Origin of the sequence: Cupriavidus sp. MP-37, from assembly GCF_020618415.1 — a bacterium.
Taxonomy (GTDB): domain Bacteria; phylum Pseudomonadota; class Gammaproteobacteria; order Burkholderiales; family Burkholderiaceae; genus Cupriavidus.
Genome location: NZ_CP085344.1, coordinates 2,519,255 through 2,539,983 on the forward strand (window position 1 = coordinate 2,519,255; position 20,729 = coordinate 2,539,983).

The 20,729-nt window shown below is 67.5% G+C and carries 16 protein-coding genes and 2 tRNA genes; 12 read left to right on the forward strand and 6 right to left on the reverse strand.

Annotated elements, in window-relative coordinates:
* The first annotated feature begins 362 nt into the window (after positions 1–362).
* Entirely contained in the window at positions 363–2,975 is a 2,613-nt protein-coding gene (locus LIN44_RS11605; RefSeq protein ID WP_227312214.1) for a PAS domain S-box protein, read from the forward strand.
* A gap of 159 nt (positions 2,976–3,134) precedes the next feature.
* The gene (locus LIN44_RS11610; RefSeq protein WP_012352577.1) at positions 3,135–3,767 is read left to right on the forward strand and encodes a response regulator transcription factor; all 633 of its coding nucleotides are present in this window, start codon (positions 3,135–3,137) and stop codon (positions 3,765–3,767) included.
* Between the two features lie 97 nt (positions 3,768–3,864).
* Here the strand turns inward: LIN44_RS11610 and LIN44_RS11615 are convergent, their stop codons facing one another.
* Entirely contained in the window at positions 3,865–4,545 is a 681-nt protein-coding gene (locus LIN44_RS11615) for a hypothetical protein (protein WP_227312215.1), read from the reverse strand.
* 169 nt (positions 4,546–4,714) lie between these two features.
* Here LIN44_RS11615 and folD point away from each other — a divergent pair, with 169 nt between their 5' ends.
* The 5 genes from folD to LIN44_RS11640 all read left to right on the forward strand — a co-directional run bounded on the left by folD (position 4,715) and on the right by LIN44_RS11640 (position 11,056).
* Entirely contained in the window at positions 4,715–5,566 is an 852-nt protein-coding gene (folD, locus tag LIN44_RS11620) for a bifunctional methylenetetrahydrofolate dehydrogenase/methenyltetrahydrofolate cyclohydrolase FolD (RefSeq protein WP_115680008.1), read from the forward strand.
* Positions 5,567–5,693: 127 nt separating this feature from the next.
* Entirely contained in the window at positions 5,694–7,778 is a 2,085-nt protein-coding gene (locus tag LIN44_RS11625; RefSeq protein WP_227312216.1) for a M3 family metallopeptidase, read from the forward strand.
* A complete protein-coding gene (gene xth / locus LIN44_RS11630; RefSeq protein WP_227312217.1) occupies positions 7,775–8,605 on the forward strand; it encodes an exodeoxyribonuclease III in 831 nt (276 codons plus the stop codon). The genes LIN44_RS11625 and xth overlap by 4 nt, the downstream gene beginning before the upstream one ends.
* 130 nt (positions 8,606–8,735) lie before the next feature.
* Positions 8,736–9,245 carry a homoprotocatechuate degradation operon regulator HpaR gene (hpaR, locus tag LIN44_RS11635; protein ID WP_227312218.1) on the forward strand — a complete coding sequence of 170 codons (510 nt, stop codon included), beginning with the start codon at positions 8,736–8,738 and terminating at the stop codon, positions 9,243–9,245.
* A gap of 17 nt (positions 9,246–9,262) precedes the next feature.
* Positions 9,263–11,056 (forward strand): SulP family inorganic anion transporter, encoded by a 1,794-nt coding sequence (locus tag LIN44_RS11640; protein ID WP_227312219.1) that lies wholly within the window; start codon positions 9,263–9,265, stop codon positions 11,054–11,056.
* A gap of 184 nt (positions 11,057–11,240) precedes the next feature.
* Here LIN44_RS11640 and LIN44_RS11645 read toward each other — a convergent pair whose 3' ends face one another.
* Complete coding sequence (locus LIN44_RS11645) at positions 11,241–11,504, reverse strand: DUF1488 domain-containing protein (RefSeq protein WP_018006788.1); 264 nt, start codon at positions 11,502–11,504, stop codon at positions 11,241–11,243.
* Positions 11,505–11,731: 227 nt separating this feature from the next.
* On the opposite strand from LIN44_RS11645, the gene LIN44_RS11650 reads away from it, so the two are divergent.
* Positions 11,732–11,807: transfer RNA gene (locus LIN44_RS11650), tRNA-Lys, on the forward strand.
* Positions 11,808–11,934: 127 nt separating this feature from the next.
* On the opposite strand, the gene LIN44_RS11655 is transcribed toward LIN44_RS11650, so the two are convergent.
* Together LIN44_RS11655 and LIN44_RS11660 are read right to left on the reverse strand one after the other, a co-directional pair.
* A complete protein-coding gene (locus LIN44_RS11655) occupies positions 11,935–13,323 on the reverse strand; it encodes an 8-oxoguanine deaminase (RefSeq protein ID WP_227312220.1) in 1,389 nt (462 codons plus the stop codon).
* 137 nt (positions 13,324–13,460) lie between these two features.
* Complete coding sequence (locus tag LIN44_RS11660) at positions 13,461–14,369, reverse strand: LysR substrate-binding domain-containing protein (RefSeq protein WP_227312221.1); 909 nt, start codon at positions 14,367–14,369, stop codon at positions 13,461–13,463.
* Between the two features lie 145 nt (positions 14,370–14,514).
* On the opposite strand from LIN44_RS11660, the gene LIN44_RS11665 reads away from it, so the two are divergent.
* Together LIN44_RS11665 and LIN44_RS11670 are read left to right on the forward strand one after the other, a co-directional pair.
* Positions 14,515–14,590, forward strand: a tRNA-Lys gene (locus LIN44_RS11665).
* Between the two features lie 336 nt (positions 14,591–14,926).
* The gene (locus tag LIN44_RS11670) at positions 14,927–15,907 is read left to right on the forward strand and encodes a tripartite tricarboxylate transporter substrate binding protein BugE (protein ID WP_111519754.1); all 981 of its coding nucleotides are present in this window, start codon (positions 14,927–14,929) and stop codon (positions 15,905–15,907) included.
* A gap of 83 nt (positions 15,908–15,990) precedes the next feature.
* Here the strand turns inward: LIN44_RS11670 and LIN44_RS11675 are convergent.
* Positions 15,991–17,360, reverse strand: a protein-coding gene (locus LIN44_RS11675) for an IS3 family transposase (protein ID WP_227314337.1) whose coding sequence is annotated in 2 segments (ribosomal slippage) — positions 15,991–16,877 and positions 16,877–17,360 — 1,371 coding nt in all. Because the reading frame shifts where the segments join, the coding sequence is not laid out codon by codon here.
* A gap of 320 nt (positions 17,361–17,680) precedes the next feature.
* Between LIN44_RS11675 and LIN44_RS11680 the strand changes: the two genes are divergently transcribed.
* Positions 17,681–18,040, forward strand: coding sequence for a hypothetical protein (locus LIN44_RS11680; RefSeq protein WP_227312222.1), 360 nt, complete (start codon positions 17,681–17,683; stop codon positions 18,038–18,040).
* A 76-nt stretch (positions 18,041–18,116) separates the two neighbouring features.
* Here the strand turns inward: LIN44_RS11680 and LIN44_RS11685 are convergent, their stop codons facing one another.
* Positions 18,117–19,634 (reverse strand): acetyl-CoA hydrolase/transferase family protein, encoded by a 1,518-nt coding sequence (locus tag LIN44_RS11685; protein ID WP_227312223.1) that lies wholly within the window; start codon positions 19,632–19,634, stop codon positions 18,117–18,119.
* A gap of 393 nt (positions 19,635–20,027) precedes the next feature.
* Here LIN44_RS11685 and LIN44_RS11690 point away from each other — a divergent pair, with 393 nt between their 5' ends.
* Entirely contained in the window at positions 20,028–20,579 is a 552-nt protein-coding gene (locus LIN44_RS11690; protein WP_227312224.1) for a MarR family transcriptional regulator, read from the forward strand.
* Positions 20,580–20,729: the final 150 nt, after the last annotated feature.

The following is a 20,729-nucleotide window of genomic DNA, read 5'->3' on the forward strand; positions in this document are numbered from 1 at the left end:
ACGTATGACTCGCACCGACTTGCGGAGGATCGGCGCCACTGCCGCCTTGCATCGGGCCGCCGCCGGGAAACCTGTTCCGGTTTCTCCGCGCGGCAGGCGCATGGCTACCGCCCGCATTCTTGGGTCGGTCCGATTCTATGGAAGCCCAATGTCGAGCACAAGCGAAATTTTCAAATTGCGATATCGTTTTTTATAATGTGGAATTATGCGGCAACGCACCAAGAAGCACAGCCGGACCCGCATGCCCCATGCCTTCGTGCTGCCAGCGCCGGCACGCGGCGCCGGGATTTCATTGGCGCTTTCCCCAAGCGACGCACTGCAATAATCTCGGTACACTGGTCGGTCAGCCGTCAATCCCTCCCATGCCGTTTTCCAACCGCCTCGACCGTCTTTTCCGCAGCCTGCGTGCCGCCATGCTTCCCTCCGATGCGTCGGGTACAGCCAAGGCCGCGGGCGGCGAGTCCGCCCATGTCCCCCATGCGCCTTCTCCCGCGGCGGGCCTGGGGCCGATCGAGGCGCTGGGGCCGGACGACGGCGTCCCGGTAGCGCCGCCGCGCGGCCTGTGGTGGCTGCGCTGGCGCAACCTGGTCGCCACCAGCTGGTTCATGTTCATCCCGCTGGTTGCCATTGTGCTCTTCACCGTGGCGATGGGCGTGATCCTGTGGTCGCTGCACGAGACCGAACGCCAGCAGCAGCGCGACGCGCTGTACCGCGACGCGGCCTGGGCGCAGCAGCGCGTGCGCCTGTCGCTGCTGAGCAACCAGGACCAGCTGGCCTCGCTCGCGCGCGACATCGCCGCCGCGCAGCTGGAGCAAGGCGCGTACCGCACCGCGGCGCAGGAAATCCTGCGCGAGAACCCCGAGATCGTCTTCATCAACTGGCTCGACGCCACCAAGCGGGGGCGCTGGTCGCTGCCGTCGACCTCCGAGTTCGCCAGCCGCCTGCGCGAGAACCAGGACCAGCCGCTCGAACCCGAGGTGCTCGACACCTTCGACGCCGCGCGCGAGACCCAGCGCGTGGTCTACTCGCGCCCGCTGGTCAACGAGCGCGGCGACAGCTTCATGCTGATGGAAGTGCCGATCGTGCGCGACAACGAGTTCCTCGGCACGCTCGGCGCGCTCTACTCGATCAACGGCATACTGACGCACCTGCTGCCGCCCGAGCTGACCGAGCGCTACCGCTTCTCGCTGATCGACAAGAACAACCAGACCCGCGCCAGCACTTCGCTGCGGCCGGTGCCCGGCAACGCGCTGTCGTACGAGGTGCTGCTCGACCCGCCGGGCCATTCGCTGTCGCTGCGCGCCGACGCCTATCCGCCGGCGTCGAACCTGCCCAACAACATGCTGCTGTGGCTGGTGGTGGGGCTGTCCTGCTTCCTGCTGTGGAGCCTGTGGAGCATGTGGCGGCACACCAGCCGCCGCTCCGAGGCGCAGCGCGCGCTGCTGGCCGAGACCTCGTTCCGGCGCGCGATGGAAAACTCGATGCTGATCGGCCTGCGCGCGCTCGACCTGAACGGCCGCATCACCTACGTCAACCCGGCCTTCTGCCGCATGACCGGCTGGCAGGAGAACGACCTGGTCGGACGCCTGCCGCCGTTCCCCTACTGGCCGCCCAACGACCAGCAGGAGATGCAGAAGCAGATCGACCTGACGCTGCAGGGCAAGTCGCCCGCGGGCGGCTACGAGATGCGCGTGATGCGCCGCGACGGCAGCAGCTTCTACGCCCGCATGTACGTGTCGCCGCTGGTCGACAGCCGCGGCCGCCATACCGGCTGGATGAGCTCGATGACCGATATCACCGAGCCCAAGCGCGCACGCGAGGAACTCGCCGCCGCGCACGACCGCTTCACCACCGTGCTGGAAAGCCTGGACGCCGCGGTCTCGGTGCTGGCCACCGACAAGGCCGAGCTGCTGTTCGCCAACCGCTACTACCGCCAGCTGTTCGGCTGGGAGGCCGAGGGACACGTCAAGCTGGCTGGCGACGAGCTCGACAAGGACCAGGTCTCGAGCGACAACACCGACTATGTCGATGCCTATGCCGGCCTGCCGGCATCGGAACTGATGCCGTATGCGTCGGATGCGCGCGAGGTGTTCGTGCCCGACATGCAGAAATGGTTCGAAGTGCGCCGCCGCTATATCCAGTGGGTCGACGGCCACCTGGCGCAGATGCAGATCGCCACCGACATCACCGTGCGCAAGGCCGCCGAGGAAATGGCGCGCCAGCATGAAGAGCGCCTGCAGTTCACCAGCCGCCTGACCACCATGGGCGAGATGGCGTCGTCGCTGGCGCACGAGCTGAACCAGCCGCTGGCCGCGATCAACAACTACTGCATGGGTGCCGTGGCGCGGCTGCATTCGGGACGCAGCACGCCCGAGGACCTGATCCCGGTGCTGGAGAAGACCTCGGCGCAGGCGGTGCGGGCCGGCACCATCATCAGCCGCATCCGCGGCTTCGTGAAGCGCAGCCAGCCGCAGCGGCGCGAGGCGGCGCTGCACGACATCGTCGCCGATGCGGTGGGCCTGGCCGACCTCGAGGCCACGCGCCGCCGCGTCACCATCCTGACCCGCCTGCCGGCGCCGCCGCTGACGGTCTATGTCGATCCGGTGCTGATCGAGCAGGTGCTGGTGAACCTGCTCAAGAACGCGGTCGAGGCCATGGCCGGGCTGCCGGCGCTGCGCGCCGGCGGCGTGGTGCGGCTGCACGCGCGGGTCGAGTCCGGCGAGATCGGCGACAACGTCCATATCGACGTGATCGACCAAGGCCCGGGCGTCGACGAGGCCACCAAGGAGCGGCTGTTCGAGCCCTTCTTCAGCACCAAGTCCGACGGCATGGGCATGGGACTGAACATCTGCCGCTCGATCATCGAGTCGCACCAGGGCCGGCTGTGGGTCGAGAACAATGTCGACGGCATCGGTTGTACATTCAAGATCATGCTGCCGCTGCAGGCGGCGCCGGCCGAAACCCTGGCCGAATAACCAGAGCCCGCGCGCGCGGGCCACGCGCACCCTTGCGCATCATCGGATGCCTGGCGCCGGCGGCGCCGCTTCCCCTCCGAGGTGGGGGGCCTGTCTCGCCACAGAGGGCCGCTGCCGGTTACACTTCGCAGCAATGAATTGTTGTCCCGAGGAGACTACATGACCGCAACGCCAAACCCCACGCCCCACCGCGGCGAGACCGTATTCATCGTCGACGACGATGAAGCCATGCGCGACTCGCTGACCTGGCTGCTGGAGGGCAATGGCTATCAGGTGCGCAGCTTCACCAGCGCCGAGCAGTTCCTCGCCGCCTACGACGCCAGCCAGGTGTCCTGCCTGATCCTGGACGTGCGCATGCCCGGCATGAGCGGGCCGGAGCTGCAGGAGCGCATGCTGGCCGAGCAGATCGACATTCCGATCGTGTTCATCACCGGCCACGGCGACGTGCCGATGGCGGTGTCGACGATGAAGCGCGGCGCGATCGACTTTATCGAGAAGCCCTTCGACGAGTCCGAATTGCGCGCACTGGTCGAGCGCATGCTGCAGAAGGCCCGCACCGACCACTCCACCGCGCGCGAGCAGCGCGCCGCCAAGGACCTGCTGGGCAAGCTGACCACGCGCGAGCAGCAGGTGCTGGAGCGCATCGTGGCCGGCCGCCTGAACAAGCAGATTGCCGACGACCTGGGCATTTCCATCAAGACCGTGGAGGCGCACCGCGCCAACATCATGGAAAAGCTCAACGTCAACACCGTCGCCGACCTGCTGCGCCTGGCGCTGTCGCGCAACAGCTGAGCGGCGGCGTCCGCCTGCTTGCGTGGTGCGGCCCGGGGCCGCACCCGCGCCCCGCTGTGCCCTGCTGCGCCCTTCCACCACTCCTGCCGCCCACCGCTCAGCGTCCGAGGTACTCCTCGTCGCGGAAGGTCACCACCCATTGTGGCCGATAGACCACAAACACAGCGACCAGCATGCCGGTGAGGAAAGCCTCGCCGAAGGCCAGGATCACGGCCCCGAGCAGGGCGTCGGCCAGGCTCAGCGGCTGTCCCGGCATGGCCAGGTAGCGCCAGCCCGCCTGCGCCGCCCCGGCGCCCAGCGCGGCCAGGCCTGCGGTGAAATATCCGTGCCCTAGGATGAAGACGAAAGGGTGGCGCGGCAGCAGGCGCCGCATCGCCGCCTGCAGGCCCGCCGCGAGCAGCGCCGGCAGCAGCGCCAGCCACACATAGCGCACCCAAAGCGCGCTCCAGTCGAACTGGCCCCAGCCGTGCCCGGCCAGGTACTCGAGCCCCAGCAGCGAGACCACGTCCGCGGCAAACAGCGACAGCAGCGCCAGCGGCAGCCCGAACAGCGTCACCATCAGCGTGGCGCCGAGCAGCTGGATCACCATGCCGCCGGCCAGCGTCGCGCGCACCGTCCACAGCAGCGCCACCAGCAGCATCGCGCCCAGCCAGGCATTCTGCAGCGCATCGCGGCGCAGCAGCCGCCAGGGCCGGCGCGTCAGCGCCCACAGCAGTCCGCACACGGACAGCAGCACCAGCAGCGGATCGGACAGGGTCGAGGCGAGCGCGGTAGGCATGCGGCCGATGCTACCAGCGCCCGGGCGGCGCGATGGCTGCCGGTGGTCAAGCTCCGTGCGGCAGGCCTCGCGCAACCCTTATAATTCCGCCTTTGGCCCTGCCGCGCGCGAGCGCGGTCCGGCGCCGCCACCTTCTCGCCATCTTCTCGCCATCACCCGCCCTGCCTCCATGCCTGCCCAACTGATCGACGGCAACGCCCTTGCCAAGCAAATCCGCTCCGAAGCCGCCCAGCGCGCCGCCCGCCTGACCGAGCGCGGCCACCAGCCCGGCCTGGCCGTGGTCCTGGTGGGCGAAGACCCGGCCAGCCAGGTCTACGTGCGCAACAAGGTCAAGGCCTGCGAGGACAACGGCTTCCATTCGTCGCTGGACCGCTATCCGGCCGACCTGTCCGAGGCCGACCTGCTGGCCCGCATCGATGCGCTCAACCGCGATCCCCGCATCCACGGCATCCTGGTGCAGCTGCCGCTGCCCAAACACATCGACAGCCACAAGGTGCTCGAAGCGATCGCGCCGGAAAAGGACGTCGACGGCTTCCACGTGGCCAACGCCGGCGCGCTGATGACCGGCGCCCCGCTGTTCCGCCCGTGCACGCCCTATGGCTGCATGAAGATGCTGGAATCGATCCAGTACCCGCTGCGCGGCGCGCGCGCCGTGGTGGTGGGCGCCTCCAACATCGTCGGCAAGCCGATGGCGATGCTGCTGCTGCAGGCCGGCGCCACCGTCACCATCTGCAACAGCAAGACCCGCGATATCGGCGCCCACACCCGCGACGCCGACGTGGTGGTGGCCGCGGTCGGCAAGCGCAACCTGATCACGGCCGACATGGTCAAGCCCGGCGCGGTGGTGATCGATGTCGGCATGAACCGTGACGACCACGGCAAGCTGTGCGGCGATGTCGACTTCGCCGGCGTGCGTGAAGTCGCCGGCTACATCACGCCGGTGCCCGGCGGCGTGGGTCCGATGACCATCACCATGCTGCTGATCAATACGCTGGAAGCGGCCGAGCGCGCCGCGGGCTAAGCGCACGCTTTGCTGCCGGCGCACGATGCGCCACCCGGGGCACTGGAAAATCCGCCGCCCCGGCCCCATCTGCGCGAATATTGCCTGACCAAGACCAGCCCACCGAGCAGCCAACCGAGAACACGCCATGGACCACGCCGCCAACGCTACCAATCCGCTGCTGGACTTTACCGACCTGCCCCGCTTTGCCGAGATCCGGCCCGAGCACATCAGCCCCGCGCTCGACGTGCTGCTGGAGCGCGCGCAACAGGCCGTCGCCCGCGCCGAAGATCCCGCCACGCCCGCCGACTGGGCCAACGCCGTGCAGGCGCTGGAAGCCGCCACCGAGCCGCTGGGCCGCGCCTGGGGCGTGGTCAGCCACCTCAGCGCCGTCGCCGATACGCCCGAGCTGCGCCAGGCGCATGCCGACAACCTGCCGCGCATGACCGAATTCTGGTCGTCGCTCGGCCAGAGCCTGGCGCTGTATGAGAAATACAAGGCGCTGGCGGCCAGCCCCGAGTTCGCCGGCATGAGCGCGGCGCGCCACCAGCTGATCGAGAACGAGCTGCGCGGCTTCCGCCTGGGCGGCGCCGAACTGCCCGAGGACAAGAAGCCCCGCTTCGCCGAGATCCAGGAGCAGCAGGCCCAGCTGTCGAAGGCCTTCTCCGACCACGTGCTCGACGCCACCAACGCGTACGCGCTGATCATCGAAGACGAGGCCCGCCTGTCCGGCCTGCCCGACGATGCCCGCGAAGCCGCGCGCCACGCCGCGGAAAAGGACGGCAAGGCCGGCTGGAAATTCACGCTGCACTTCCCCTCTTACTTCCCCGTGCTGCAGTACGCGGACGACCGCGCACTGCGCCAGACCCTGTACGAGGCCAACGTCACGCGCGCGTCCGAGCTCGGGCCGCAGCATGGCCAGGGCCAGGCCGACTGGGACAACACCGCCAATATGCGCGAGCAGCTGGCGCTGCGCCGCGAAGAAGCGCAGATGCTGGGCTACCAGTGCTATGGCGAAGTCTCGCTGGTGCCGAAGATGGCCGAGTCGCCGGCCGAAGTGCTGAAGTTCCTCGACGAACTCGCGGTCAAGGCGCGCCCCTACGCCGAGCAGGACTGGGCCGAGCTGAAGGCCTTCGCCGCGGCCGAGCTGGGGCTGCCTGAACTCGCGCCGTGGGACGTCGCCTATGCCTCGGAGAAGCTGCGCCAGCAGCGCTATGCGTTCTCCGAGCACGAGGTCAAGCAGTATTTCCCGGAAGCCAAGGTGCTGGAAGGCCTGTTCGGCGTGGTGCAGAAGCTGTTCTCGGTGCGCATCGAGCCGGAGGCGGCGCAGACCTGGCACCCGGACGCGCGCTTCTTCCGCGTCAGCACCGCCGACGGCACGCTGCTGGCCCAGTTCTACATCGACCTGTACGCGCGCGAAGGCAAGCGCGGCGGCGCATGGATGGACGACGCCCGCGGGCGCAAGGTGCTCGAGCACGGCGGCGTGCAGACCCCGGTGGCCTACCTGACCTGCAATTTCTCGGCGCCGGTGGGCGGCAAGCCGGCGCTGTTCACGCACGACGAGGTCATCACGCTGTTCCACGAGTTCGGCCACGGCCTGCACCACATGCTGACCCAGGTCGGCGAGCTGGGCGTGTCGGGCATCAATGGCGTGGAGTGGGATGCGGTGGAACTGCCGTCGCAGTTCATGGAGAACTTCTGCTGGGAATACGAAGTACTGACCGGCATGACCCAGCACGTCGACACCGGCGAGCCGCTGCCGCGCGCGCTGTTCGACCGCATGCTGGCGGCCAAGAACTTCCAGAACGGCATGATGACGCTGCGCCAGATCGTGTTCTCGTCGTTCGACATGCACCTGCATACCGATTTCGACCCGGCCGGCGCCACCTCGGTGCTGGAGCTGTCGCGCCAGATCAACGACCGCGTGCACGTGGTGCCGCAGCATCCGCTGTCGCGCTGGCCGAACACCTTCAGCCATATCTTCGCCGGCGGCTATGCCGCGGGCTATTACAGCTACAAGTGGGCCGAAGTGCTGTCGGCCGACGTCTACGCGGCGTTCGAAGAGGCCGCGCAGCTGTCGGGCACCGTGCTCGACAGCGAAACCGGCGCGCGCTACCAGCGCGAGATCCTGTCGGTGGGCGGCAGCCGCCCGGCGATGGACTCGTTCGTGGCGTTCCGCGGCCGCGCGCCGCAGATCGACGCGCTGCTGCGCCACGGCGGGATGGCGGCATGAGCGCGCTCGGACTGCCGGGCCAGGGCCCGCTGCGCATCGCCAGCTGGAACGTCAATTCGCTGAAGGTGCGGCTGCCGCAGGTGCTGCAGTGGCTGGCCGAGCAGGACCAGGCCGGCGCGCCGATCGACGCGCTGTGCCTGCAGGAACTGAAGCTGCCCGACGACAAGTACCCGCTGGCCGAACTGGAGAACGCCGGTTTCCACAGCATCTACACCGGCCAGAAGACGTACAACGGCGTCGCCATCCTGGCGCGCGACGCGAGCATGCCCGGCCCCGTCGACGTGGTGCGCAACATCCCCGGTTTCGAGGACGCGCAGCAGCGCGTGATTGCCGCGACCTATGGCGACCTGCGCCTGGTCTGCGCCTACTTTCCCAACGGGCAGGCGCCCGATTCGGAGAAGTTCGCCTACAAGCTGCAATGGCTGGAAGCGATGACCGCGTGGCTGCGCGAGGAAATGGCCCGGCACCCGCGGCTGGCGCTGCTGGGCGACTTCAATATCGCGCCGGAAGACCGCGACGTGCACGATCCGGCCAAGTGGGAAGGCCAGAACCTGGTCTCGCCGCCGGAGCGCGCCGCTTTTGCCGCGCTGCTCGAACTGGGCCTGGCCGATGCCTTCCGCAAGTTCGAGCAGCCGGAGAAGTCGTTCTCGTGGTGGGACTACCGCATGCTGGCGTTCCGGCGCAATGCCGGGCTGCGCATCGACCATATCCTGCTGTCGCCGGCGCTGACCGAGCAGTGTTCCGCCTGCGTGATCGACCGGGTGCCGCGCACATGGGAGCAGCCGTCCGATCACACACCGGTGGTCGCGACGCTGCACTGCGGCTGACACCGCGCGGCGGGCGCGCCCGGCAGCCACGCTGGCGCGTGCCGTCGGTTCAGGCAAGCCCGGGCAAGCCCCGCTCGCCGCATGCAAACCTGCCCGCTACACTGCGGGCATGAGCCCTCCCTGCCAGGCCATGTTTCGCCATCGCAATCTCCCTCACCTGCTGCTGCAAGCGCGCGAAGCGTTGCTGGCCGGCTTCCGGCCGATCCTGCGGCAGTTCGGCGTGACCGAGCAGCAATGGCGCGTGCTGCGCACGCTCAACGAGCGCGGGCCGATGGAGCCCAACCAGCTTGCCGACGCCTGCCTGATCCTCAGCCCCAGCCTGACCCGCATGCTGGCGGGCATGGCCGACGCCGGGCTGGTGGAGCGCACCCGCTCCGCCACCGACCAGCGCCGCCAGCTGGTCAACCTGACGGCCACCGCGCACGACGTCATCGCCGGGATGGAACCGCTGATCGAGGCGCGCTACCAGCAACTCGAACAGCAGCTGGGTACCGAGCGGCTGGCCGAGGTCTATCGCGCGCTTGACGCCATGCTGGCCAGCCTCGGCCCCCAGCCTGCCCCTGTTCCTGCCGCTGCCCCACCCGCACCGCCCGCCTCCGCCGCCTTGCCACCATCCGGTCGCGGCGGCGCAGCGGGCTAGCCCCCCGTTCCTTGCCGATGCCCGCGCCTACCACCGGATCCCTGCTCTCGCGCCTGTTCCCATGGAGCCAGCGCGTCGACCCAACCACGCTGCGCGCCGACCTGGTGGCGGGGCTGCTCGGGGCGGTGCTGGTGTTGCCGCAGGGCGTGGCGTTCGCCACGCTCGCCGGCCTGCCGCCGCAATATGGCATCTACAGCGCGGTGGTGCCGTGCATCGTGGCGGCGCTGTTCGGCTCGAGCTGGCACGTCATGTCGGGGCCGACCAACGCCAACTCGCTGGCGCTGTTCGCGATGCTGAGTCCGCTCGCATTCGCGGGCAGCCCTGCCTATATCGGGCTGGCGCTGGCGGTCACCATCGTGGTGGGCGTGATGCAGCTGGCGGTGGGCACGCTGCGGCTGGGTTCGCTCGCCAACTTTATTTCGCCGTCGGTGCTGCTCGGCTTTACCTGCGGCGCGGCGACGCTGATCGGCCTGTACGCGCTCAAGGACCTGTTCGGGCTGGCGGTGCCGACCGGCACCAGCGCCTTCGGCGTGCTGCGCCACCTGCTCGAGCATGCCGGCACCATCAACTGGGACGCGGCCATGGTGGGCGCGGTCACGCTGGCGGTGACGCTGCTGTGCAAGCGGCTGTGGCGGCGGCTGCCGTTCATGCTGCTGGGCCTGCTGGCCGGCTACGGCGTGGCGCTGCTGCTGAACCAGTCTGGCGGCCACCGCGTCAACGTGGTCGGACCGATTCCTTCGGCACTGCCGCACTTCCAGGTGCCGGACATGGACTGGCGCAAGCTGCCCGACCTGCTCGGCATCGCCGCCGCGCTGACCATCGTCGCGCTGGGCCAGTCGATCTCGATCGCCAAGGCGGTGGCGCTGCGCTCCGGCCAGCATATCGATGCCAACCGCGAGTTCATCGGCCAGGGCCTGTCGAATATCGCGGGCGGCTTTTTCTCCGGCTATATCTCCTGCGGCTCGCTCAACCGCTCGGTGCCGAACTTCGAGGCCGGCGCGCGCACGCCGCTGGCGAGCGTGTTCTCGGCGCTGTGGCTGGTGGCGCTGGTCGCGGTCAGCGCCCCGCTGCTGGCCCAGATCCCGATGGCGGCGATCGCGGCAATGCTGCTGCTGGTGGCGTGGGGCCTGCTCGACCTCGCGCGGCTGCGCCGCATCTACACGCTCAGCCGCACCGAGTTCGCCATCGCCATCGGCACCTTTGCCGCCACGCTGGTGATCCGGCTGGAAATGGCGGTGCTGCTCGGCACCGTGCTGTCGCTGGTGGCCTACCTGTACCGCACCTCGCGGCCCGCCGTGCGCAGCCTGGTGCCGGATGCCGACGACCCCGGCCGCCGCTTCACGCCGCTGGACGAGCTGCGCCGCCCGCAGCCGGAATGCCCGCAGCTCAAGCTGCTGCGCATGGAGGGTGCGATCTACTTCGGCGCGGTGCAATACGTAACGGACCGCCTGCACTGGCTGCGCACTGTCAATGCCGGCCAGACCCACCTGCTGGCGATGACCAAGAGCATGAACTTCATCGACCTCGCCGGCGCGGAAATGTGGGAATACGAGCTGAGCGAGCGGCGCGCGCTCGGCGGCGACCTGTACTTCCACCGGCCGCGCACGCAGGTGCTGCAGACCTGGGCGCAGACCGGCTTTACCGACAAGCTCGGCGCCGACCACGTCTTTCCGACCAAGCGGCAGGCGCTGCACACCATCATCGGACAGCTGTCGCCGGAAGTCTGCGCCCGCTGCACCGTGCGGATCTTCGAGGAATGCGCGTCGCGGCCGGGCGGCGCTGCCGCGCCGGCCGCGTCCGCGCAGCCGTGAACGAAGCGCCTGCACCGGCGCGCTTCGCAACGATCACGGCTGCAAGACAAAAACAGGGGAAACTGGGAACTGCCTGCGCCGGCGGCGCCGGCTGGCAAGCAAGGCCGGACGGCCTATGCTCTGGTACCTGATGACAGATGGGCGCCCGCGGCTTGCCTGGGGCGTGCCGGGGCATCCATCCGCATCAGATTGGCGCCACGTGGGCGCGCTTGACGACGATAGGCTGCGGCGCGCCCTGCTCGATCAGCACCACGGCGGCGCGTTCGATGGTTTCGCGGCCGGCGCGGAATGCTTCTTCGAGTGACAGCACCTGGTCGGCGCTGAAACCTTCCCACAGTGCTTCGCGTGTCACCACGCAAGTCACCTTCTCGCCATTGACAAGTGCCTGGAACAACAAGCCTTCGTTATTGATGTCGTAGCGCTCTTGCTCTTGGAATTTGATATCCATCGGTGCAGCCCTCCATATGCAAGTGGAGAAACATCCTAACATGGCTCCGGCAAAATCGTATGGGTAGAACCCTATGCGACAGGGTTCATTCGGAAGACCACCGCGAGCGCCGTTCGGTTCCGTCGGCCACACCCTTCGCACGCGGGGCACGTGCGCGCAGCTTGCCATGGCAATTGCGTCAGGCAATTGACAGCCGCGGAAATCATGCTAAAATCTCGTTCTTCGTTGGGGCGTTAGCTCAGTTGGTAGAGCAGCGGACTCTTAATCCGTAGGTCGAGTGTTCGAGTCACTCACGCCCCACCAGCGAATACAAAAAGGCCGGAAGCAGCGATGCTTCCGGCCTTTTGCTTTGCACGTCCCGCTTTACACGGCTCAGACCGCACGCTTGCGCTGCGGCACAGGCCATCGCCCCTGCCGCAGCGGCGCTTCGTCACGCGCCCACGCTGGCCCGCTCGAACAGCGTGCGCGCCAGCGCGCGATGGCGCAGCAGCACGCCGGGCAGGTCGGCCGTGAGCAGTTCGCCGTCGCGCACCACTTCCCTGCCGTTGATCACGCTGGCCGCGACATTGGCCGGCGTGCAGAACACCAATGCCGCCACCGGGTCATGGCCGGCGCCGGCAAAGCCGACCGACGACAGGTCGAAGGCGACGAAGTCCGCCGACATGCCCGGCGCCAGCGCCCCGATATCGTCGCGGTTGAGCACCCGCGCGCCGCCCAGCGTGGCGATTTCCAGCGCCTCGCGCGCGCTCATCGCTGCCGGGCCATAGCCGACCCGCTGCAGCAGCATCGCCTGGCGCGCCTCGCCCAGCATATGCGCGCCGTCGTTCGACGCGCTGCCGTCGACGCCCAGCCCCACCGGCACCCCCGCATCGCGCATGGCGCGCACCGGCGCAATGCCCGATGCCAGCCGCATGTTCGAGCACGGGCAGTGCGCCACCCCCGTGCCGGTCCGGGCGAACAGCGCGATGCCATCGTCATCCAGCTTGACGCAGTGCGCGTGCCAGACATCGTGGCCGACCCAGCCCAGGTCCTCGGCATACTGCGCCGGCGTCAGGCCGAACTTTTCGCGCGAATAGGCAATGTCGTTGTCGTTCTCGGCCAGGTGCGTATGCAGCGACACGCCGTAGTGCCGTGCCATCACCGCCGATTCGCGCATCAGGTCGCGCGACACCGAGAACGGCGAGCACGGCGCCAGCACCACGCGCAGCATCGCGTGGCGCGCGCTGTCGTGGTACTGCTCCACCAGGCGCTGGCTGTCGCGCAGGATCGCCGCTTCGTCTTCGACCACCACGTCCGGCGGCAGGCCGCCCTTGCTGCGGCCCACGCTCATCGAGCCGCGCGCGGCATGGAAGCGCATGCCCATCTCCTGCGCCGCGGCAATCGAATCATCCAGGCGCGAACCGTTGGGAAACAGGTAGAGGTGGTCGCTGGTGGTGGTGCAGCCCGACAGCATCAGCTCGGCCATCGCGGTCTTGGTCGACACCGCGATCATTTCCGGCGTCAGGTGCGACCACAGCATGTACAGGTTGGTCAGCCACGAGAACAGCTCGGCATCCTGCGCCGCCGGCACCGCGCGCGTCAGGCTCTGGTACATGTGGTGGTGCGTGTTGACCAGCCCGGGCGTGACCACGCGGCCGCGCATGTCGAGCACCTGCGCGCTGCCGTCGTCGACCCTGCGCCGGTATTGCGGCGGCAGCTCAGAGGTGGGGCCGACCCATTGCACCGCGGGGCCTTCGGCGACCAGGGCACCGTCGCGGATCTCGCGACGCTGGGCGTCCATGGTTACCAGGACATCGGCATTGAGGGCAATCAGGGTCATGGCGGAATTCCTTCTTTGAAGCGGATGGGATGTCGGTCGGATACGATCGCCGCCAGTCTACGGCGCCACAGTGCCACGCCCCAAGCGCAGAATTCCGTGCAGCCTGTCCACAAAAAGTGGACATCTGCCGAGCCGGCTCAGCGCGCCTGCGCGAACAGCATCGCCAGCGCGTCGCCGATGCGCTCCGCCATCAGTCCGGCCGCGGCGCTGAGCCGGCCGCCGGCGCGCGCCACCAGCGTCAGCGTCTGGCCCTGCAGGTGGCGGTCGCGCAAGGGCACGTACACCAGCGCCTGGCGCGCGCGCTCCTCCATCACGTCGAGCGGATTCAGCAGCGCAATGCCTGTCCCCATCAACACCAGTTGCCGGATCAGCGCAGTCGAGGTCGACTCCGCCACCGGCGAGACTTCGATCGCATTGCGCGCAAACGCCGCATCGAGGATGCCGCGGATCGACAGCGACGGCGCCGGCAGGATCAGCGGATAACCGACGCACTCGCTCAGCAGCACCGACGGCTGCGCCGCCAGCGCGTGGTCCGGCGGCACCACCGCGCCGATCTGCCAGTCGCTGCTGGCCAGCGCGCGCAACGCCGGCAGTTCCGGCAGGTCATAGCCCAGCCCGAGATCGGCATCGCCCTGCTCCACCGCCGCGACGATGTCTGCCACCGGCAGGTCATTGACGCGCACCACGATGCCCGGATAGCGCTGGCGGAAGTCATGCACCAGCGACGGCATCAGCGAGCCCGCCAGGCCCGCCGTCACCGCCACCGTGACCTCGCCGCGGCGCGCGCCCTTGAAGTCCTCGATACGCTCGCGCAGCGCGTCGTGCTCGCGCAGGGTCTGGCGGACGTGGGCCAGCACCATCTCGCCCAACGGCGTCAGTCGCAGGCGCTTGTTGATGCGCTCGAACAGCGGCGCGCCCAGTTCCGCCTCGAGGTCCAGGATCTGCCGATTGACCGCGGTCGGCGCCACGTGCAGGTACTCGGCCGCCTTGCGGATCGAACCGCGGCGGACAACCTCGTCGAGATAGCGTAGGACTCTGGCGTGCATGGGTCTGGCAAACAGGTGGATGCCGATGCCGGGCGCGGACGCGCGCATGGCTGCGGCCTGGCATTGTAGCGGCCAGGCCCCATAAAAAATGCCGCGAAGGCTATTGCGCCGCATCCGATACCTTGCTACAATCTTTTTCTTCGTTGGGGCGTTAGCTCAGTTGGTAGAGCAGCGGACTCTTAATCCGTAGGTCGAGTGTTCGAGTCACTCACGCCCCACCAGCGAATTCAGAAAAGCCGGAAGCCTTGCTTCCGGCTTTTTGCTTTTCTGCCGCCCAATCCCTTCCGCGCGCGATCGGCAGCACGGCCGGATTCTTGATACGCGGGTTGTCACCAATTCCCCTGCACACGGTTTCCCGGTTGAATCGCTCCCGCGCCCATTGTGGAACATAGTTCCGTATCGCGGAACTATCGCAGGGCGCCGGCCGTACCGCATCCCGGCACGGCCCGGACATGCCAGCCCGGGAAAGCCTGACAGCGCGGGCGCCGGATCCGCAGCGATCCGCGGACACGCCTGCAGCCTGGCTGGAATCAGTGAAAGAAGAATGGAGGCCCTCCTTGAAAGCAGTCCTTAACGCCGGCGCAGCCGCCTGCATCGCGGCCCTCGGCCTGGCCCACGCCGGCCTGGCGCACGCCCAGTCCTACCCTGCCAAGCCGATCCGCCTGATCGTGCCGTTCGCGGCCGGCGGCACTACCGATATCGTCGCGCGCGCGGTGTCCGACGGCCTGGGCCGTGAACTGGGCCAGCCGGTGGTGGTGGAAAACCGCGGCGGCGGCGGCGGCGCCATCGGTGCCGACGCGCTGGCCAAGTCCGCGCCGGACGGCTACACGCTGGGCATCGCCACGGTCAGCACCATGGCCACCAACCCGGCCACCAACCCCAAGAATCCGTACGATCCGCTCAAGGACTTCGCGCCGATCACCAACCTGGTCAACGTGCCCAACGTGCTCACGGTGAATCCGAAGGTCCCGGCCAAGACCCTGAAGGAATTCGTGGCGATGCTGAAGGCCAACCCGGGCAAGTACAGCTACGCCTCGGCCGGCAAGGGCAGCATCTCGCATCTGGACGGGGAGCTGTTCAAGGACATCACCCAGACCGACATGGTCCACATCCCTTACCGCGGATCGGGCCCGGCGCTGAACGACACCCTGGCCGGCCAGGTCAACGCCCAGTTCGACAACCTGCCGTCGTCGATGCCGCATATCCAGGCCGGCAAGCTGCGCGCGCTGGCGGTGGCGGCGCCCAAGCGCGTCGAGGGCCTGCCCGACGTGCCGACCTTCGCCGAAGCCGGCATGAAGGACATGAACAACATGGCCTGGTACGGCCTGGTGGCGCCGGCCGGCACGCCGGCGGCGATCATCACGCGCGTGCACGACGCCGCGGTCAAGGCGCTGCAGGACCCCAACGTCAAGCGCCGCCTGGCCGACAGCGGGGCCTACACCGACGGCAACACGCCGCAGCAATACGCTGCGCAGATCAAGCGCGAGCTGGACCTGCGCAAGAAGATCGCGCGCGACCAGAACATCACGCTGGAATAAGCCGGCCTGGCGGCACGGACCGCCACCGGATCAGGAAACCGGCTGCCATGTGAACTGACCCCAAAAAGTTGGACAGTGATTGGCTAGGCTTGAGAGGGCTGAGTCCTGTACTTCACGGGACTCAGCCCTTTTAGTTTGAGTTTGATGCGGTCGTGATTGTAGTAGTGAATGTATTGGGCCAGGCCTTGCTGTAGTTTCTCGACGCTGGCGAATTTGTTCAGGTAGAAGAATTCGGACTTCAGGGTGCCGAAGAAGCTTTCCATGGCGGCGTTGTCCAGACAATTGCCCTTGCGCGACATGCTGGGACGGACGCTGCGCTTTTTGAGCATTCGCTGATAGGCCGGCATCTGATACTGCCAGCCCTGATCGGAATGCAGTACGGGTCGATCCTTCGGGCCGAGGCGGCGGAACGCCTTCTTCAGCATATTCCTCACCATCTCAAAGGCGGGCCTGCGGGCAGTCTCGTAGGCGATGATCTCGCCGTTGTACAGGTCCAGCACCGGGGAAAGGTAGAGCTTCTCGCCGGCCACGTTGAACTCGGTCACGTCGGTTACCCACTTCCGATTCGCGCGTTTGGCGTGGAATCGCCGTTGCAGAACGTTGGGCGCGACACGACCCACCATGCCCTTGTAGGATCGGTATTTCTTCGGCCGGACCAACGACTTCAATCCCATCTCGTGCATGAGCCGCTGAACCGTCTTGTGGTTGACGACCGTACCGGTTTGCCGGATCGCCGCTGTGATGCGGCGGTAGCCATAACGACCCATGTGTCGGGCGAAGAGTTCGCGAATGCGCGTTTTCAGCTCCGCATACTTGTCCTGCGCCTGGAGCACTGCCTGCTGGTAGTAGAAGGTGCTGCGCGCCAGCCCCGCCACCCTCAGCAAACCGGACAATGGGTACTGCTGCCTCAGCTCAAGCACTATTTGCGCCTTTTGGGTTGCGCAGATGTCTTGCTCGCTTGAACCAAGGCTTCGAGCTTTTTTAGGTACGCGTTCTCCATGCGCAGGTAGTTCAACTCTTCAAGGAGTTCCTCGCGTGTGCGCGTACGGTCGTCTGAAGACCGCGATGGCTTTGTCTTGGGAGTCCGTTGTGGCATCTTGCTGGGCCGCCGCCCCTTAGGCCGAGGCGTCAGAGCTTCTAAACCCCCAGCATCATACTGGCGTTCCCACACACCAATGGCGCCGATATTGCGAATGTCGTACAGTGCCGCCACTTCCCGATGCGACAAGCCTTGGCGGCGCATCCGCTCAAGCACCGAGAGCTTGAACTCGGCGCTGTAGGTCTTGTACCTGCGCCTCAGGCTGGCTTCACCGTGCAGCCGATAGGCTGCCACCCAGCGTCGCACCGTCCCGTCGTCTATTCCATGGCGCTTGGCAAGCGCACCAGCTCCTACCTGCCCGCGCAGATATTCCTTGATGACCGACAGTCTGAACTGCTCGGTGTACCTATACATGAAAACACCCCAAAAGTTGGTGTCCAACTTTTGGGGTGCAGTTCACATGGCAGCCGGTTTTTTTTATGGGCGGCGCTGCAAATGCCCGGCGCGCCACTCAGATTCTTCCGATTCCAGCGCCGCTTGATCCCGCACAGCATCCCTGCTGCGCCGGTAACGTTCAATACGTGTAGAAGAAACTTTCACTTTGCGGACACGCGCCGACTCGGTACATTTACCGGGTGCTCCGCAACCCGCGCCGGCAATCGACCGGCCCACGTCCGGCCCCAAACCCGGTTTCGCGCAGGCGCTGCGCGACCGTCATTCGCGAGGATAACAAGATGCTGAAGAAGTCCGTTCCGACCCTGATCGTTGCAGCACTGGCCGCGCTCGGCGCGACCCAGGCGTATGCGCAGAAGAACTACACCGACGGCGGCGATCTCTACAGCGGCAGCCACACCAAGAAAGCCGGCCCCAACCAGGGCGCAGCCAAGTCCGGCAAGTTCGACCCGTACACCGACGGCGCCAGGCAGTCGACCAAGTCGGAACTGACCAGCTCCGGCAAGAAGTTCGATCCGAACACCGATGGCGCCAAGTCCGGCAAGTTCGATCCGTACACCGACGGCGCCAAGGCAGGTAAGGCCGATCCCTACACCGACGGCGCCAAGGCGCCCGCCAGCCAGGGCACCAAGGCGCAGTAACGCCGGCCCTCCTTCGCCAGCCTCCATCCAGACAGCCCGCCTGCGCGGGCTGTTTTGTTTGCGCGCTCGCCTGGCCTCAGGCGGCCAGCGCCGGAGCCGGCCGCGCCGGCTGCATGGTGCCGCGGTCGCGGAAGGCGGCATGCCAGGACAGCGCCTCTTCCACCAGGTGAGGGGTCTGGCCGCCGTGCGCGCAGGCGCGGCGGAAATAATCGCCGAGCAGGTCGCGGTATTGCGGGTCGGCGCAGTTGGCAATGACGGTGCGTGCGCGTTCGCGCGGCGCCAGCCCGCGCAGGTCGGCCAGGCCGTGCTCGGTGACGATGATGTCGACGTCGTGCTCGGTATGGTCGACGTGCGCCACCATCGGCACGATGCTGGAGATATCGCCGCCCTTGGCCACCGACTTGGTCACGAACACCGACAGGTGCGCATTGCGGGCAAAGTCACCCGAGCCGCCGATGCCGTTCATCATGTGCGTGCCGCCGACATGGGTCGAGTTGACGTTGCCGTAGATGTCGCACTCGAGCGCCGTGTTGATGGTGATCAGCCCCAGCCGGCGCAGGATCTCCGGATGGTTGCTGATTTCCTGCGGCCGCAGCAGCAGGCGCGAACGGTAGCGCTCCAGGTTCGACAGGAAGCGCCGGTACACCTCACGCGTCAGCGTCACCGACGAAGCCGAGGCAAAGGCAAGGCGCCCCGCATCCAGCAGCTCGATGGTGCTGTCCTGCAGCACTTCGGAGTACATCTGCAGGTCGCGGAACGGCGACTCGACCATGCCGTGCAGCACCGCGTTGGCAATGGTGCCGATGCCGGCCTGCAGCGGCTGCAGCGACGGCGACAGCCGCCCGGCGCGGACTTCGCGCAGCAGGAATTCGTTGAGATGGCCGGCGATCTGGCTGGTATCGGCATCCGGCGGCAGCGCGTTGGACGGGCTGTCGTCCTTGGCGGTGAAGACAATGGCCGCGATCTTCTCGGGATCGATCGGGATGTACGGCAGGCCGATGCGCTGCGCGGGCGCGATCAGCGGGATCGGCTGGCGGTACGGGCGCTGCACCGGCAAATAGATGTCGTGCAGCCCTTCCAGCTCCAGCGGCATGTTCAGGTTGATCTCGACGATCACCTGGCGCGCCAGCATGGCGAAACTGGCCGAGTTGCCCACCGAGGTGCTGGGGATGATGCCGCCCTGCTCGGTGATCGCCACCGCTTCGACCACCGCGACGTCCACCGGCGCGATCTGGCCGGAGCGCAGTTGCTCGACGGTTTCGGACAGATGCTGGTCGATGAACATCACTTCGCCCGCATTGATCTTGCGGCGCAGCGTGGCATCGGACTGGAACGGCAGGCGGCGCGCGATCACGTCGGCCTCGGCCAGCACCCGGTCGATGTCGTTGCCGAGCGAGGCCCCGGTCATCAGCGTGATGCGCAGCGGTTCGGTGGCCGCCCGCCGCGCCAGCGCGAACGGCACTTCCTTGCAGTCGCCAGCGCGGGTGAAACCGCTCATGCCAACCGTCATGCCGTCGCGGATCAGCGCGGCGGCTTCGTCGGCCGAGACTACCTTGTCATGCAGCTTGGCCAGGCGAATGCGTTCCTTGTCCATCTTGATCTCCGGTCTGACGGCCGGCCCGTGCCTGCGCCGTTCGCCCCGTATTGGCCTGGCGGCCTGTCTGCGGGGTCTCCGGCAGGCAGTGTAGCCAGCCGCGGTTATTCCAGCGATGGTTTAAAGTCATTGATGCCAGTCGCTTTTTTCATAACCGGCCGGGGCGGCCGCAGGCGCAGTCCGCGCCACCCGGCCCGCGCCGCGCCTCAGGACATTCCCTCGGTTGTCACAAAATTGGCAAAAGTTTCTGTTAGTCTCGCCGTTCGGTCGACCCAGCCCGCCCCAGAGGCTGCGGCGGCCGTGCCGCCCGGGCCGGCCATGCTCCGGCCCCTTGCACCCCTGCGGGTGCCTGTGCATTGCGGTGGCGGCAAACCACAACAGGAGACGCCATTCATGCAGACAAGACCCCTCGAACCCAACGAGCCGGTTGTCCTTGCCCTGATTGACGCAGTCACCGCCTGGCAAGGCGCGCTGGACCAGACCTTGCGAGCCTCAGGCCTCAACTACCCGCAGTGGCTGCTGCTGCGGGCCATCCGCCAGGGTGCCTTCAAGCGCGGCATCTCGCTGCCCGGTCCGATGCCGATCGACGCCGCGCAATCCGAGGCCATGCTCGATGAGCTGCGCCGCGACGGCTGGATCGAGTACACCGGGACGCTGCCCCCGCGCCTCGCGGAAGGCGCTACGGTTCGGGTGCAACGTACCGCGCAGGCGCTGAGCGCGCTGCACAGCGTGTCGGTGGCGGCCTTCAACTCGCAGGAACGCGCGGCGCTGTGCAGCCTGCTGGACCGGATGAAAGCCACGCTGGAAGGCCACACCTCGCGCCAGATCCGGGCCGTCTCCGAGACCTCCCGGCAGGAACGGCACACCGAGCCACTGCCCTGCCCGGGTCTGCCGCCGGTCGCCCATCGCCCTGCCTCCTGCCCCAGCCTCGCCTCGCGCTTCTGAGCGCTGCCCCGCCCCGGTCCCGCGCATAGCCGCCCGGACCGGGCATCCCTTCCCTCGCCGTCGCCAGTACCCGCCACTTTGTTGCGCCGGGGACTCGGATTTTTCCTAAAGTATGAGCATGCCCCGGCACATGCCGCGGCGCCCGTCGAC

Bases quoted from the DNA above. Each gene is read 5' to 3' on its own strand.
- LIN44_RS11610 (WP_012352577.1), top strand. From the start codon at position 3,135: ATGACCGCAACGCCAAACCCCACGCCCCACCGCGGCGAGACCGTATTC.
- LIN44_RS11640 (WP_227312219.1), top strand. From the start codon at position 9,263: ATGCCCGCGCCTACCACCGGATCCCTGCTCTCGCGCCTGTTCCCATGG.
- LIN44_RS11660 (WP_227312221.1), bottom strand. From the start codon at position 14,369: ATGCACGCCAGAGTCCTACGCTATCTCGACGAGGTTGTCCGCCGCGGT.
- LIN44_RS11680 (WP_227312222.1), top strand. From the start codon at position 17,681: ATGCTGAAGAAGTCCGTTCCGACCCTGATCGTTGCAGCACTGGCCGCG.
- LIN44_RS11605 (WP_227312214.1), top strand. From the start codon at position 363: ATGCCGTTTTCCAACCGCCTCGACCGTCTTTTCCGCAGCCTGCGTGCC.
- LIN44_RS11625 (WP_227312216.1), top strand. From the start codon at position 5,694: ATGGACCACGCCGCCAACGCTACCAATCCGCTGCTGGACTTTACCGAC.
- LIN44_RS11655 (WP_227312220.1), bottom strand. From the start codon at position 13,323: ATGACCCTGATTGCCCTCAATGCCGATGTCCTGGTAACCATGGACGCC.
- hpaR (WP_227312218.1), top strand. From the start codon at position 8,736: ATGTTTCGCCATCGCAATCTCCCTCACCTGCTGCTGCAAGCGCGCGAA.
- LIN44_RS11645 (WP_018006788.1), bottom strand. From the start codon at position 11,504: ATGGATATCAAATTCCAAGAGCAAGAGCGCTACGACATCAATAACGAA.
- LIN44_RS11685 (WP_227312223.1), bottom strand. From the start codon at position 19,634: ATGGACAAGGAACGCATTCGCCTGGCCAAGCTGCATGACAAGGTAGTC.
- xth (WP_227312217.1), top strand. From the start codon at position 7,775: ATGAGCGCGCTCGGACTGCCGGGCCAGGGCCCGCTGCGCATCGCCAGC.
- LIN44_RS11690 (WP_227312224.1), top strand. From the start codon at position 20,028: ATGCAGACAAGACCCCTCGAACCCAACGAGCCGGTTGTCCTTGCCCTG.
- LIN44_RS11615 (WP_227312215.1), bottom strand. From the start codon at position 4,545: ATGCCTACCGCGCTCGCCTCGACCCTGTCCGATCCGCTGCTGGTGCTG.
- folD (WP_115680008.1), top strand. From the start codon at position 4,715: ATGCCTGCCCAACTGATCGACGGCAACGCCCTTGCCAAGCAAATCCGC.